This is a genomic window from Sulfurihydrogenibium sp. (genome assembly GCF_027448985.1).
Classification (GTDB): Bacteria; Aquificota; Aquificia; order Aquificales; family Hydrogenothermaceae; genus Sulfurihydrogenibium.
On sequence record NZ_DAIDMN010000037.1, the window covers coordinates 1 to 13,287 of the forward strand.

The 13,287-nt window shown below is 33.0% G+C and carries 15 protein-coding genes, 1 tRNA gene and 1 pseudogene; 6 read left to right on the plus strand and 11 right to left on the minus strand.

Annotated features, from left to right (window positions below; genetic code table 11):
* The 5 genes and pseudogenes from NE054_RS04450 to NE054_RS04470 form a co-directional block, all read right to left on the minus strand.
* Positions 1-199 (minus strand): annotated as a pseudogene (locus NE054_RS04450) (hypothetical protein); the annotation flags it as partial.
* Positions 196-657 carry a crossover junction endodeoxyribonuclease RuvC gene (ruvC, locus tag NE054_RS04455; protein WP_297889055.1) on the minus strand — a complete coding sequence of 154 codons (462 nt, stop codon included), beginning with the start codon at positions 655-657 and terminating at the stop codon, positions 196-198. The gene ruvC and the pseudogene NE054_RS04450, both read right to left, overlap by 4 nt.
* Before the next feature lie 2 nt (positions 658-659).
* The gene (locus NE054_RS04460) at positions 660-1,415 is read right to left on the minus strand and encodes a YebC/PmpR family DNA-binding transcriptional regulator (protein WP_297889057.1); all 756 of its coding nucleotides are present in this window, start codon (positions 1,413-1,415) and stop codon (positions 660-662) included.
* A gap of 14 nt (positions 1,416-1,429) precedes the next feature.
* A complete protein-coding gene (locus NE054_RS04465) occupies positions 1,430-1,699 on the minus strand; it encodes a hypothetical protein (protein ID WP_297889059.1) in 270 nt (89 codons plus the stop codon).
* Positions 1,700-1,743: 44 nt separating this feature from the next.
* Complete coding sequence (locus NE054_RS04470) at positions 1,744-1,998, minus strand: Rpn family recombination-promoting nuclease/putative transposase (RefSeq protein WP_297889061.1); 255 nt, start codon at positions 1,996-1,998, stop codon at positions 1,744-1,746.
* A 30-nt stretch (positions 1,999-2,028) separates the two neighbouring features.
* Here NE054_RS04470 and NE054_RS04475 point away from each other — a divergent pair, with 30 nt between their 5' ends.
* Positions 2,029-2,652, plus strand: a complete 624-nt coding sequence (locus tag NE054_RS04475; RefSeq protein WP_297889063.1) for an endonuclease — start codon at positions 2,029-2,031, stop codon at positions 2,650-2,652.
* Here the strand turns inward: NE054_RS04475 and ffh are convergent.
* From ffh to NE054_RS04505, 6 genes are read right to left on the minus strand one after another with little or no spacing between them, the layout of a single operon-like run.
* A complete protein-coding gene (gene ffh / locus NE054_RS04480; protein WP_297889065.1) occupies positions 2,636-3,964 on the minus strand; it encodes a signal recognition particle protein in 1,329 nt (442 codons plus the stop codon). The two genes, NE054_RS04475 and ffh, sit on opposite strands and share 17 nt — an antisense overlap.
* A gap of 39 nt (positions 3,965-4,003) precedes the next feature.
* Positions 4,004-4,393, minus strand: a complete 390-nt coding sequence (locus NE054_RS04485) for an HI0074 family nucleotidyltransferase substrate-binding subunit (protein WP_297889067.1) — start codon at positions 4,391-4,393, stop codon at positions 4,004-4,006.
* Positions 4,377-4,715, minus strand: a complete 339-nt coding sequence (locus NE054_RS04490; protein WP_297889069.1) for a nucleotidyltransferase domain-containing protein — start codon at positions 4,713-4,715, stop codon at positions 4,377-4,379. Before NE054_RS04490 ends, NE054_RS04485 begins: the two co-directional genes overlap by 17 nt.
* The gene (purE, locus tag NE054_RS04495) at positions 4,708-5,220 is read right to left on the minus strand and encodes a 5-(carboxyamino)imidazole ribonucleotide mutase (RefSeq protein WP_297889071.1); all 513 of its coding nucleotides are present in this window, start codon (positions 5,218-5,220) and stop codon (positions 4,708-4,710) included. Before purE ends, NE054_RS04490 begins: the two co-directional genes overlap by 8 nt.
* The gene (locus tag NE054_RS04500; RefSeq protein ID WP_297889073.1) at positions 5,217-6,371 is read right to left on the minus strand and encodes a 5-(carboxyamino)imidazole ribonucleotide synthase; all 1,155 of its coding nucleotides are present in this window, start codon (positions 6,369-6,371) and stop codon (positions 5,217-5,219) included. Before NE054_RS04500 ends, purE begins: the two co-directional genes overlap by 4 nt.
* 7 nt (positions 6,372-6,378) lie before the next feature.
* Entirely contained in the window at positions 6,379-8,064 is a 1,686-nt protein-coding gene (locus NE054_RS04505; protein WP_297889075.1) for a proline--tRNA ligase, read from the minus strand.
* Between the two features lie 65 nt (positions 8,065-8,129).
* On the opposite strand from NE054_RS04505, the gene NE054_RS04510 reads away from it, so the two are divergent.
* The 5 genes from NE054_RS04510 to NE054_RS04530 all read left to right on the plus strand — a co-directional run bounded on the left by NE054_RS04510 (position 8,130) and on the right by NE054_RS04530 (position 13,184).
* Entirely contained in the window at positions 8,130-9,095 is a 966-nt protein-coding gene (locus NE054_RS04510; protein WP_297889078.1) for an ABC transporter ATP-binding protein, read from the plus strand.
* On the plus strand, positions 9,064-10,377 hold the full coding sequence (locus NE054_RS04515) for a hemolysin family protein (RefSeq protein ID WP_297889080.1): 1,314 nt from the start codon (positions 9,064-9,066) through the stop codon (positions 10,375-10,377). The genes NE054_RS04510 and NE054_RS04515 overlap by 32 nt, the downstream gene beginning before the upstream one ends.
* Positions 10,370-11,608, plus strand: coding sequence for a hemolysin family protein (locus NE054_RS04520; protein WP_297889083.1), 1,239 nt, complete (start codon positions 10,370-10,372; stop codon positions 11,606-11,608). The genes NE054_RS04515 and NE054_RS04520 overlap by 8 nt, the downstream gene beginning before the upstream one ends.
* Before the next feature lie 43 nt (positions 11,609-11,651).
* Positions 11,652-11,723: transfer RNA gene (locus tag NE054_RS04525), tRNA-Cys, on the plus strand.
* 75 nt (positions 11,724-11,798) lie between these two features.
* The gene (locus tag NE054_RS04530; protein WP_297889086.1) at positions 11,799-13,184 is read left to right on the plus strand and encodes a TldD/PmbA family protein; all 1,386 of its coding nucleotides are present in this window, start codon (positions 11,799-11,801) and stop codon (positions 13,182-13,184) included.
* Positions 13,185-13,287: the final 103 nt, after the last annotated feature.

Here is a 13,287-nt window from a genome sequence, read left to right on the forward strand (position 1 = left end):
GAAATCCACCACCTTTTGACATTTTTTCTGATGTTGGCTTTGATAATCCGGCTGAAGATGAAAGCTCGTACACTGCGTTATAACTTTCATCACAGTTGTTGGCATCATAACAGCTATCGTAGATTGCAAACATTCCATCACATGTTTGGGCAAAAGAAAGACTTACTGTAAATAAAATCGTGCAAATGTATTTGTTCATCTTTCCATCCTCTGTAAAGTATGACAGTAAAGTATTGCCAAAGCGTCCGCTATATCAACATCTTCAATGGTTGTATTAAAAATTCTATTAACCATCTGTAATACCTCTTCTTTGGATGCTCTTCCATATCCAGTTACAGATATTTTTACTTCCGCTGGAGTATACTCAAACACTTTAAGATTGTAAATTTGAGAGAGAAGGAGTATAACTCCCCTAACCTCTCCTAACTTTATAAGAGTTTGGGCGTTAATACTGTAAAACGGTGTTTCTAACACAACAGCTTTTACATCAAACTGTTTTATCTTTTCTTCGAACTTTTTATATAAAATTTCAAGAGGGTTTTTTTTGTTTTTTAAAGGTATGCTGGCGTATTCGATTAAATTTATTTTATCTTCAGATATGTCTGCTATAACATATCCGGTTTTTGAAGATGAAGGGTCTATTGCTAATACTTTCAAACTTATCCTTCTATCTTTTCTAATATCTCTTCCGGAATATCAAAGTTTGCATACACTTTTTGAACATCGTCGTTGTCTTCTAGTGCATCTAAAAGTTTCATAAGTTTCGTTGCTGTTTCTTGGTTTGTTATTTTAACTGTTGTTGTTGGTATTTTTGTAAGCTCTGCTTTGGCTATTTCTACTCCCATTTTTTCAAGGTTTTCTTTTACTTTGTAAAAGTCTTGAACTGATGTTCTAATTTCGTAATAATCTTGGTCTTCTGTTAAAACGTCCTCTGCTCCGGCTTCTAACGCTTTTTCTAAGATTTCTTCTTCACTGTATTTTGACTTTTCTACGCTAATTACACCTTTGTCTTCAAATAAAAATGAAACACATCCGGACGAACCAAGATTTCCTCCGTATTTAGAGAATATATGTCTTATTTCTGCTGTTGTTCTATTTCTGTTATCCGTTGTAGCTTCTACTATTATTGCAACTCCTTCAGGACCGTATCCTTCATACTTTACTTCTTCGTAATTAACACCTTCTAACTCTCCCGTTCCTCTCTTTATAGCTCTTTCTATATTTTCAGAAGGCATGTTAACTTCTCTTGCTTTTTCTATTGCCATTCTGAGTCTTGGGTTCGCTTCCGGATCTCCTCCACCAAGCCTTGCAGCTACAGTTATTTCTTTGATTACTTTTGTAAACATTTTTCCTTTTATAGCGTCCGCTTTTGCTTTTTTGTTTTTAATGTTGTGCCATCTACTATGTCCAGCCATAAAAAACCTCCATTTTAAATGTTTTTTAGAATTTCATCTAATGATTCGTATTTCATAGCTTTTTTGATAAGAGTTCTTAAAATAGTTAAATCCTCAATAGATTTTACCTTATTTTCCAACTCTTTATCCACTTTACCAAACTTCTCTTCAAGTGTCTCAATAAGAAGTTCTTGAGCATCTAATATTTTTCCTTTAAGCAATCCTTCTTGTAATCCTTGCTGTAATCCTTCTTCGTAACCTTGTTTTAAACCTTCCATCTTCCACTTTTCTGTTAAAGTCATCATTTTTTCTTCACCTCCTATCTTTTTTAAAACCTCCTCCACCTTCTTTAAATCTTTTTTAACCACAAGTGAGCTTTTTTATGTGAATGGTTTTTTGTTTTTATTTTACATTCAACACCAACATCTAAAAAATACTTCCTGTACTCTTTAGTTTGTTTCTTAGGATTTAAGATTTTCATAGATTTAGGAACTATCAATTTATATAAATCCGGAAGGAAAATACTTAAAAAGGAACTTACATTATCAAATTTACTAAACACATTTTTAAAAACCCAATCATGAGGATTTTTTTCTATAGACATAAAAAAATTATATCATATATAATTTTATTGATGATGCTGATTTTTCAAGTTTATAAGGAACTTTTAAAGTATTATGGTTATCAAAATTGGTGGCCGGTCCATGAAGGACAAAATAGGATAGTTGAAGTTTCGGTAGGGGCTGTTTTAACTCAAAACACTTCATGGAGCAATGTTGAGAAATCTTTAGAAAATTTGATATCTGCTAACTGTTTAAACTTTGAATGTTTAGTTGACATAGATTTGGAAGTGCTTAAAAATTTAATCAAACCTTCCGGATTTTACAATCAAAAAGCAAAGACTTTAAAAGAGTTGTCAAAATTATTTTTGAGTAAAGAAAATATAGAAAGAGAAGATTTGTTGGCTGTTAAAGGAATAGGGAAAGAAACTGCTGACTCTATTTTACTTTACGCTTTAGATAAGCCTTATTTTGTCACAGATAGTTATACTAAAAGGTTGTTTTATAGAATGGGTTTTATAAAAGAAAAAATTTCATACGATGAACTACAAAGTTTCATAACAGAAAGTATTCCTAAAGATATAGACATATACAAAGAGTTCCACGCTTTAATAGTAAAATATTGTAAAGAGTTATGTACAAAAAAGCCAAAGTGTGGAGGTTGTTTTTTAAGTTGTAATTTTAAAAAGGTAGTTTAAAAGGAAATCCACCACCTTTTGACATTTTTTTCATTTTCTTCATCATTTTTTTCATCTCTTCGTACTGTTTTAAAACTCTGTTAACATCTAAGATTGTTGTTCCACTTCCTTTTGCTATTCTTCTTTTTCTACTTCCGTTTATTATATGGGGTTTTCTTCTTTCTTCAGGGGTCATTGAGTTTATTATGGCTTCTATTTGAATGAATTTTTTCTCATCTACTTTTAAATCTTTTATTTTACTACCTACTCCAGGTATCATTTTGAGTATCTGTTCCATTGGTCCTAAGTTTCTTATCATTCTTATTTGTTCTCTTAAATCTTCCAATGTAAACTCTGCGTTCATTACTTTTTCAGCCATCTGTTTTGCTTTATCTTCGTCGATGGCTGCTTGCATCTTTTCTATTAAGGTTTGAATATCTCCAAGACCAAGTATTCTTTGGGCTATTCTATCGGGATAGAAAGGCTCTAAATTTTCTATTTTTTCTCCTGTTCCTATGAATTTAATTGGTACACCTAAAACTTTTCTTACAGATAAAGCGATTCCACCTTTTGCATCACCGTCGAGTTTTGTAAGTATAACACCTGTTAATCCAACTGTTTTATGGAACTCTTCAGCTGTTGTGATAGCATCTTGACCTTGCATAGCATCTGCAACGTAAAGGACTTCAGCCGGATTGACTTTTTCTTTTATTTTTTTGAGTTCTTCCATTAATTCTTGGTCTATGTGTAATCTTCCGGCTGTATCCAAAATGATGTATGAAAATCCTTGTTTTTTTGCATCTTCTATAACTTTTTCTGTAAGTTTTAAAGCGTCTTTCTCTTGTTCGTCTACAAAACAAGGTATGTCTATCGATTGAGCTAACGTACATAGCTGTTTTGCAGCGGCAGGTCTTCTTACGTCTGTTGAGGCTACTCCTACTTTGTAACCTTTTGATTTTAGGTATTTAGCAAGTTTTCCGGCTGTAGTAGTTTTACCTGTACCTTGAAGACCGACAAGCATTATTATTGCAGGTGGTTTTTCTGGTTTTGCCAAAGTAGGTGGTTGTTCCCCACCAAGGATTTCTATAGTTTCATCGTATATGAGTTTTATTACAGTTTCCCCGGCAGAAAGTCCTTTTATAAGCTCTTGGCCTAATACTTTTTGTTTTATATCCGATATGAATTGTTTTACTACATCTACGTTTACATCTGCTTCTAAAAGAGCTTTTCTAATATCTTTTAGAGCTTCGTCTAACGTTTTTTCATCTATTTTTTTAGCTCCTCTTAATTTATCTATCACAGAAGAAAATTTTTCTGTTAGTAGTTCAAACATTTACTACCTCCGGTAAAAGTTAGTAGAAAAATTATATCATTATCTATATTTTTCCATATCTTCCTTGATTTTATTTAAGAGATTTTTTAATGTTTCGTAATGTTGTGGTAGTCTGTTGTAGAGTGTTTCCGCTAAATCTTCATTGTAAGTGTGGACACTTAGGTTTCTATCTTCTAACATATCAATCCAATCTTCTTCAAAATCTATTAATCCTATCGAAAAAGCTTCTTTTAAACAATGTCTGGGGGACCTGCAAAAAATTGATAGGTATTGTAGGTAATCTTTTAAAACTTTCCATCCTAGTTCAAAGCACATTTCAAATCTTTTAATACTGCTATCTCTAATAAACTCATTTTTTGGTTGAGTTAAAACTTCTTCAAACTTTTTTAAACATCTTTCAAACTCTGCTAATCTATCCGGTAAACTCATATATCTTTATCCCTTCTTTTTTTACTGTTTCTTTTATTTTTCCTTCCAGTTGGTTTAAATATAGAAAATCTATTTTTCTCAATGTTTTTATATTTTCAATATCTTCTTTTATTTTAAACAACGTTTTTTTATCTAAATTTTCTTCTGTTTCTAAAGCTAAATCTAAATCAGAGTAAATAGTAGCATTACCTGTGGCAAAAGAACCAAAAATGTAAAGCTTGAACGGAGTTTTTATATATTTTTTTAATATATCAATAATTTGATTTATTATTTCATCAACAATTCCATCTTTGTAAGATAATTTCACTGTTCTTTCATACATTCATCTCTTCAAGATAGTTTTTATAACCTACACTTTCAAGTTTTTCTGCTTTTTTTTCTACCATTTCTTTAAGGGATTTTCTGTACTCTTTTAGTTTTTGAGAAACATCCGGATTGTGTGTTCCTATTATAGACAAGGCTAAAAGGGCTGCATTTTCTGCATTGTTTATTGCAACTGTTGCTACAGGTATTCCTGCCGGCATCTGAACTATGGAGAGTAGAGAGTCTAATCCATTTAGGGATGATGTTTTTATAGGCACTCCTATAACTGGTAGATGGGTTAGTGATGCCACCATACCTGGAAGGTGAGCGGCTCCTCCAGCCCCGGCTATTATAACTTTTATTCCTCTGTCTTCTGCTTCTTTTGCGTATTTGTACATTCTATCTGGGGTTCTATGGGCTGATACTATCGTTATCTCGTACTCTACACCAAACTTATCTAAAACTTCAGCAGCTTTACTCATAACAGGTAAATCCGAATCGCTTCCCATTATAATACCTATCATATTTTAATCTCTCCTTTTACTTTTATTGAGTTTTTAACTTTTACTACTTTTTCTAACAATCTTTCTCTGTTTGTATCTATTATGGTTATATGTCCCATCTTTCTTAAAGGGAAGGTCTCTTTTTTTCCGTAGATGTGTACATAGACTCCATCTATCGATAGAACTTTGTCAAGGTTTTCATAAATTGGTTTTCCTTTGTATCCGGGTTCTCCAAGAAGGTTTAAAGTTGCTGCGGGTAGATACTGATAAGTTGAGCCAAGTGGAAGGTTAGTTAACACTCTCACAAGTTGCTCAAACTGACTTGTTTCACAAGCTTCTATCGTATAATGTCCAGAATTATGAGTTCTTGGTGCTACTTCGTTTAGTAGGACTCTACCTTTTTTATCTAAAAAAAGCTCAACACCAAAAACACCTACTCCATCTAAAGATTCTACAGCTGCAACGGCTATATTTTGAGCCTCTTTTTCTGTAAACTCATCAACATCTGCAGGAGCAATCAGGTAGTCAAGAAGATTTCCATCGGGATTAAAAACCATCTCAACAACCGGATAAACTTTCATATCTCCTTTTGCATTCCTTACAACTATAACGGCAAGCTCTTTTTCTATATCTACAAGTTCTTCAACGTATGAAGGCTCTTTTATAGCTTTTGATAAATCTCCTTGAGTTTTTAAAACTACTACACCTCTACCATCGTATCCACCAACTTTTGCTTTTTGAACGCAAGGAATACACTCTTTCAACTGATTAATTTCCTCTATCTCTTTAAAAAAAGGCATAGGTATACCAAACTTTTGGAAAAATTTTCTTTGTTTGTACTTATTTTGAAGTATTTCTAAAACTTGTATTGATGGATAAACTTTATCTTCTACAAGTGCTTCTTTTAAAATATCAGTATTTATATATTCTATCTCGTAAGTGATTACATCTGAAAGAGAGTTTAATTTATGGAGTTTTTCTCTATCGTTTACACTACCTACTATCTGATGACTTACCATAGAAGCCGGAGCTTCTTCGTGAGGGTCTAAACATACCACATTTAGTCCAAGCTTCCTTGCTTCAACGGCGGTCATTTTTGCAAGCTGACCACCACCAAGAATACCTATCGTAAAATCTGTTGTTTTTGTAAGGGAAAATTTCTTTAAATCCATAACACCTCTATTTGAGAGTTTGTAAAAACTCTTTTACTTTATCTAAATCTATCATCTTCTTTTCTTGGCTGTCTCTTCTTTGGTATTCAACTTTTCCTTCGTTTAAGGACTTTCCTATCACTATTCTGTTTGGTATTCCTATTAGGTCAGCATCTTTGAATTTTGCTCCTGGTGAAATGTCTCTATCGTCAAGTAAAACATCTATACCTAAATTTTTAGCTTCTTCGTATATTTCAAATCCGGATTTTACACTTTTTTCATCTTTCATATTTAAAATAAGTATATGAAGGTCAAAAGGTGCTACTACATCAGGCCAGATTATACCTTTATCATCATGATACTGCTCCACTATCGCTGCCATGAGACGACTTACACCTATCCCATAACATCCCATTATGATTGGTTTTTCTTTTCCATCTTTATCTGTAAAGTATGCTTTCATAGCCGATGAGTACTTTGTCCCAAGTAAAAATATATGTCCTACTTCTAATCCGGTTGTTTCTTTTAAGGGTGCTTTACAAACGGGACATGGGTCTTTTTCTTTTGCAGAAGCTAAGTCATAAAAATGCTCTACTTTTATATCTCTTCCTATGTTTACGTTTTTATAGTGGTAATCTTTTTCATTTGCCCCAACTACAAAGTTGTATAAACCTTCAATAGAGTAGTCTCCATAGATTGGTAGATTCAAACCTATTGGACCTACAAAACCTTCCACAATGTTTAGTTCTTTCAGTTCTTCTGATGTGGCTGGTCTTACGTCTAATGCTTTAAGTAAGTTTGCTAGTTTTGTTTCATTTACTTCTCTATCTCCTCTGATTAATACAGCAACAAACTTATCATCTGCTTTATAAATAAGGGTTTTAACTATTTTTTGAGTTGGAACCTTTAAAAAGGATGCCACTTCCTCTACAGAAGAGACAGATGGAGTGTAAACCTTTTCCAAAGGTTGTAACTCTTCCGGAGGTAATTTATTATGATGGAATTTTGCAGCTTCTACGTTAGCAGCGTATCCACAACTTTCACAGTAAACTATATGAGCCTCACCGGATGGGACTTTTACAACAAACTCATGGGAAAATTTTCCACCTATGGCCCCCACATCAGCTTCCACCATAAGGTAATCGAGTTTTAAATCTTTAAATATTTTATGGTAAGTATCTTTCATAATTTCGTAGGTCTTTATTGCATCTTCTTCTGATACATCAAAAGAGTATCCATCTTTCATGATAAACTCTCTTCCTCTGATTAGTCCATACCTTGGTCTTGCCTCATCTCTAAACTTTGTCTGAATTTGGTAAAAGTTGAGAGGTAAATCTTTGTAAGACCTAACATTTTTTCTTACCAAGTCTGTTATAGTTTCTTCGTGAGTTGGACCAAGAGCAAAATCTGCATCTTTTCTATCTTTTAATCTAAACAACTCTTTCCCATAAACATCCCATCTTCCTGTTTCTTTCCAAAGTTCTGCTGGTGTTAGTATTGGAAGTAGAAGCTCCAACGCTCCGGATTCATCCATTCTTTTCCTTATTATGTTTTCTATTTTTCTTAAAACTCTAAGTCCAAGAGGTAAATACTCGTATATACCTGCAGATAAACTTCTTATAAATCCGGCTCTTATAAGGTATATATGGGAAGGAACTTGGGCTTCAGATGGATTTTCTTTTAAAGTTGGCATAAAGTATCTACTTGCTAACATACAACCTCCGTCGTATAATACAAAATATAGTTTGTGGTATAATTATTTTAGCACAATGAGAGGTTTTGAAACTAAAGTGGAACTTAAAAACTGTTATGGATAGTAGTAGGCAACTGCTTAAAGTAGAAAATTTAACCAAAAAATACGTAATTAAGAACACTTTTTTTAAAAGAGAATACTTTACAGCATTAGAAGATGTAAGCTTTGATGTTAAAAGCGGTCAGATTCTCGGATTAGTCGGAGAATCCGGAAGTGGAAAATCAACTATCGGAAAAATCATACTAAATCTTATCAAACCTGATGAAGGAAAAATTTACCTACTTGATAAAGATATAACCGGAAAACTAACAAAAGAAGACAGAAAGAAGATATCTATCATATTTCAGGACCCAAGAACTTCCTTAAATCCAAGATACAAAATAAAAGACATAGTAGAAGAACCGTTGATAGTTTACAACTATCCAAAAACCCAAAGAAAAGAAATTGTAGAAAAAGTAATCAAAGATGTTGGACTTGATGAGACATTTTTGGATAGATATCCTCATGAGTTATCCGGAGGTCAAAGACAAAGAGTCGCAATAGCAAGAGCCATAGTTTTAAACCCTTTACTTGTAGTTGCAGATGAACCTACATCAGCATTAGACGTAACTTTACAACTACAAATAGTAAATCTTATCAAAAAATTAAAAGATGAGAAAGGTATAAGTTTCATTTTTATATCCCATGATTTAAATGTTGTTGGATACTTGGCAGATTATATAGTTGTCCTTTATAAAGGAAAAATAATGGAAAAAGGCTTAAAAGAGAATGTAGTAAAAACTCCTTTACATCCTTACACAAAACTACTTTTACAGAGCTTACCACCTGACCACCCCAAAAATAGAAAAACATTTATAGCAATTAAAGAAGATACCGATTTAAAAGAAGGATGTGAATTCAGAGGAAGATGTCCCAATGCACAGGATTTATGTAAACAAAAACCTGATTATAAAACCATAGATGGAAGGGAGGTTTATTGCCATTTCGTCTGATTTATTAATAAACTTTGCTGTTGTATTTTTATTTATCTTGACAGCCGGATTTTTTGCTGCGGTAGAATCTTCTTTTTTTTCGTTAGATAGACTGAAAATAAAAAGACTTTCAGAAAAAGGCAACAAATCTGCAAAAATAGTAGAATTTTTAAGAAATCACCCAAAAGAACTTGTTATAACATTTTTAATTGGAAACGAACTTGCAAATGTTGCAGCTACATCTTTGATAGCATCTTTAACCATAACTTACTTAGGTAAAGAGTACCTTTTAGTAGGTTCTTTTATAAGTGCATTACTCCTTTTAAGTCTTGGAGACATAACGCCTAAAATAATAGGAACAAACTACCCAGAAAAGTACGCTTTAACAGTATCAAAACCATTTTATCTTTTTTATGTTATCATAACACCTTTTAGAGTAATCCTTTTGAAAACAACCCAATGGATACTCAACAAATTTGGCATTCAGCTACTTACAGAAGAACACAAAATAACAGAGGAAGATTATAAATTTATAATCCACAATGCAGCAGACTTAAAAGTTATCACAGAAGAAGAAAAAGAGCTTATAGACAACGCTTTTGAACTTTCCGAAAAAACAGTTATAGAGATAATGGTACCAAGAAGAGATATATTCGCCGTTGAAAAAGGAATTTCAATACGCCAATTAGCAGAACTATTAGAAAATAAAGATTACAGCCGGATACCTGTGTACGAAGGAGATTTAGATAACATAGTTGGTATACTTCACCTAAAAGACATTATTTTCCTAATCTTGGAAGGAAAAGAAGAGAAAATAGACAGCTTCATAAGACCAGCCATTTTTCTTCCGGAGTTTACAACACTACTTGATGCTATGAAAAAATTCAACGAAACAAAACAACACTTAGCAATAGTAGTAAACGAACATGGAACCACAATAGGACTACTCACCTATAAAGATATAATAGAATCCATTGTCGGAGATATTCCTGAAGAGTTTGAGATAGTAGAACCTGCAATAAAACAAATCTCAGAGAACACTTGGATAGTATCCGGAAAAACAGACGTAGAATTCTTAACAGATGAACTTGGAATTTTATTACCAGAAGATTACGATTACGATACAGTAGCCGGATTTGTTTTAAGTCAGTTTAAAGATTTTCCTCACGAAGGAGAGTCTTTTGAATACCAAGGATACAAATTCACAGTAATTCAGATGTCTTTCAACAGAGTAGAAAAAGTCCAGATTGAAAAAATAGAAAATCAAACTCCACACGAAGAAAACGGAGAAAAAAATGCTTAGTTATGTAGTCCTTATAGTGGTTTTTATATTTTTTGAAGCACTTTTTTCCGGAAGTGAGATAGCTCTTTTTTCAGCAAACAAGTCTAAACTAAAATACTTAGCCTCCCAAGGAGATAAAAAAGCAGAAAAAACATATAGTTTACTACAAAAATACTACAATCAGTACATATCTGTTGGCTTAATAGGAACAATTTTAAGTATTACCTTAGCAACTTCTACATTTGTCGCTATGCTTCACGATATGTCTGTCCTTTTTCCATTATTAAAAAACAAAGAAGAGTTATTTGCAGAGATAATTGTAATATTTACATTACTTTTCGGAGAGATAATACCAAAAAGTATATTTCAACACTACTCAGACAAAATAATATTTTTAGTAGTAAATTGTTTAGAATTCTTTAGAAAAGTTTTTAAACCATTTTTATGGTTTGCCGAATTGGTAAACAAAACTGTGTTTTTTATCTTAAGAATAAAACCCCAAAACGAAAAAGCATACTCAAAGGAAGAACTTTTAGATATTCTTCTTCAAATTCAAGACATAGACGACTTAAAGAAAAAAATAATTGGTAACATCCTTATATTTAGCCAACGAAGAATATCAGAGATAGTTATACCTTTATCTGATGTTATCGCACTATCCGACGATAAAAAGGTTAGTGAAGTTGTACCTGTATTTAAAGAATCCGGATACACCAGAATACCAGTTTACAGAAAAAGAATAGACCAAATAGTAGGATTTATCAGGTCTTATGACCTTTTGTTTGCAAAACCAAATGAACCAATAACAAAGTATATGAAAGGAATAAGGTACATTCCGGAGTTTGCAAGTCTTCCAAACGTTTTAAAGGGATTCAAACATTACAGAGACCACATAGCCGTAGTAGTTGACGAAAGAGGAGCCACAATAGGAATAATAACATTAAGAGACGTTTTAGAAGAAATAGTTGGAGAGATAAAAGATGACTTTGTGAAAAAAGAAAAGGTAAGATTAAAAAAACAGTCCATAGATGAGCTTGTAATAGATGGACTTATGGAAGTTAAAGAGCTAAAAACACTTATAGATATAGATACTCCTTCTGGAAACTATGAAACTGTCAACGGTATGATAATCTATATCCTTGGAAGGATGCCCAAAAAAGGAGAAAAAATAAACATTGATAACTATGAGTTTGAAGTACTAAAAATAGAAAAAAGGAGAATCTTGGAGGTAAAAGTCAAAAAGATACAATGAATTTTTGCAATTATTCAAATCTGTGTTATAATATTATCTCTGTGGCCGGGTAGCCAAGTGGTAAGGCAGGGGACTGCAAATCCCTTATACGTGGGTTCGATTCCCACCCCGGCCTTTTTTTATTTCAATAAAACAAATTCAAAAACAGGCATAAATTTAATTTAGATAAAAATTTTCACAAGGAGGTTTCATGAAAGAGTTAATAAGAGAAAAAGCACCATATATCCTAACAGCACTTATGGGAAACGGCGGAGAATACGGAGAGATATTTTTCGAAGATTTAAAAAGTCTGACTTTAAATCTTGAAGATAATAAAATTGAGAAAGTAAACAAAGGTAGAGACACAGGAGTAGGAATAAGACTTATAAAAAACTTTAAAACAAACTACGGCTACACAAGTGATTTAACATACGAAAATCTTTTAAGTTTAGCAAAAACAATAGCAAAGTATGAAGGAGAAGGAAGGATAGCGGTAGGTAAAAGCCACTATATAGGAAAAACAAATGTTTTAATAGACCCAGATGAGTTTGAAATAAAAAGAAAAAAAGACATCCTTGAAAGAGCAAATGAAATAGCAAGAGCATACGATGAAAGTATAAAACAAGTATCCGTTACATTAAGAGATGTAAAAAGAGATATACTTATAATAAATACATTAGGAGAAATAGTAGAAGACCATCAGGTAAGAGTTGTATTTTTTGTTGAAGCGATAGCAAGTGACGGAAAAAATCTCTACAGAGGATACGAAGCAACAGGAGGAAGCGTAGGTTATGAACTTTTTAATGAAGATTTTGTAGATATTGTAGATTACGTTGCAACAAAAGCAGCAGAAAGAGCAGTTTTAGGATTAAAAGCAAAACCAGCTCCAGCAGGCACTTTTACAGTTGTCATGTCCTCCCATGCAGGAGGAACAATGATTCATGAAGCAGTTGGACACGGATTGGAAGCAGACCTTGTAAATCAAGGATTATCCGTTTACAAAGGAAAGATAGGAGAAAAAGTAGCATCAGAGCTTGTTACAGTTATAGACGATGGAACAGTATCCGGCAAAAATGGAAGTTTTACTTTTGATGACGAAGGAGTTCCAGCCCAAAGAAAAGTTTTAATAGAAAAAGGCATACTAAAAGGGTATATGTATGATAGACTTACAGCAATGAAAGAAGGAAAACAATCAACAGGAAACGGAAGAAGAGACGGATACAAAAACATACCAATAGTTAGAATGACAAACACATACATAGATGCCGGAAAAGACAACCCATCAGACATAATAAAAGATACAAAAGACGGTATCTTTGTAGTAAAAATGGGTGGTGGACAAGTAAACACAGTAAACGGAGATTTTGTATTCGAAATAATAGAAGGCTACAAAATAGAAAACGGAGAGATAACATATCCTATAAAAGGAGCAACACTTATAGGAAACGGACCCCAAGCCCTTATGGATATAGATGCGGTGGGATACGATTTAGGATGGGCAATAGGCACATGCGGTAAAGATGGACAAAGAGCCCCAGTAAGTGATGCTCAACCAACCGTTAGAATAAAAAAACTAACCCTTGGCGGAGTCCTTTGAGGTTATTGGATTTTGAGAAAAAAGCCATAGTAGAAACGGCTAAAGAAGTTTTTGGTGAAGAAACTAAAGTTTACCAATTTGGAAGCCGTGTTTACGAAGAAAA

Coding starts and splice junctions, on each gene's coding strand:
- purE (WP_297889071.1), bottom strand. CDS start 5,220: ATGATAGGTATTATAATGGGAAGCGATTCGGATTTACCTGTTATGAGT.
- NE054_RS04460 (WP_297889057.1), bottom strand. CDS start 1,415: ATGGCTGGACATAGTAGATGGCACAACATTAAAAACAAAAAAGCAAAA.
- NE054_RS04500 (WP_297889073.1), bottom strand. CDS start 6,371: ATGGATTTAAAGAAATTTTCCCTTACAAAAACAACAGATTTTACGATA.
- NE054_RS04505 (WP_297889075.1), bottom strand. CDS start 8,064: ATGTTAGCAAGTAGATACTTTATGCCAACTTTAAAAGAAAATCCATCT.
- NE054_RS04515 (WP_297889080.1), top strand. CDS start 9,064: ATGGAAGGGAGGTTTATTGCCATTTCGTCTGATTTATTAATAAACTTT.
- NE054_RS04485 (WP_297889067.1), bottom strand. CDS start 4,393: ATGAGTTTACCGGATAGATTAGCAGAGTTTGAAAGATGTTTAAAAAAG.
- NE054_RS04490 (WP_297889069.1), bottom strand. CDS start 4,715: ATGTATGAAAGAACAGTGAAATTATCTTACAAAGATGGAATTGTTGAT.
- NE054_RS04530 (WP_297889086.1), top strand. CDS start 11,799: ATGAAAGAGTTAATAAGAGAAAAAGCACCATATATCCTAACAGCACTT.
- NE054_RS04465 (WP_297889059.1), bottom strand. CDS start 1,699: ATGATGACTTTAACAGAAAAGTGGAAGATGGAAGGTTTAAAACAAGGT.
- NE054_RS04470 (WP_297889061.1), bottom strand. CDS start 1,998: ATGTCTATAGAAAAAAATCCTCATGATTGGGTTTTTAAAAATGTGTTT.
- NE054_RS04475 (WP_297889063.1), top strand. CDS start 2,029: ATGATGCTGATTTTTCAAGTTTATAAGGAACTTTTAAAGTATTATGGT.
- ffh (WP_297889065.1), bottom strand. CDS start 3,964: ATGTTTGAACTACTAACAGAAAAATTTTCTTCTGTGATAGATAAATTA.
- NE054_RS04520 (WP_297889083.1), top strand. CDS start 10,370: ATGCTTAGTTATGTAGTCCTTATAGTGGTTTTTATATTTTTTGAAGCA.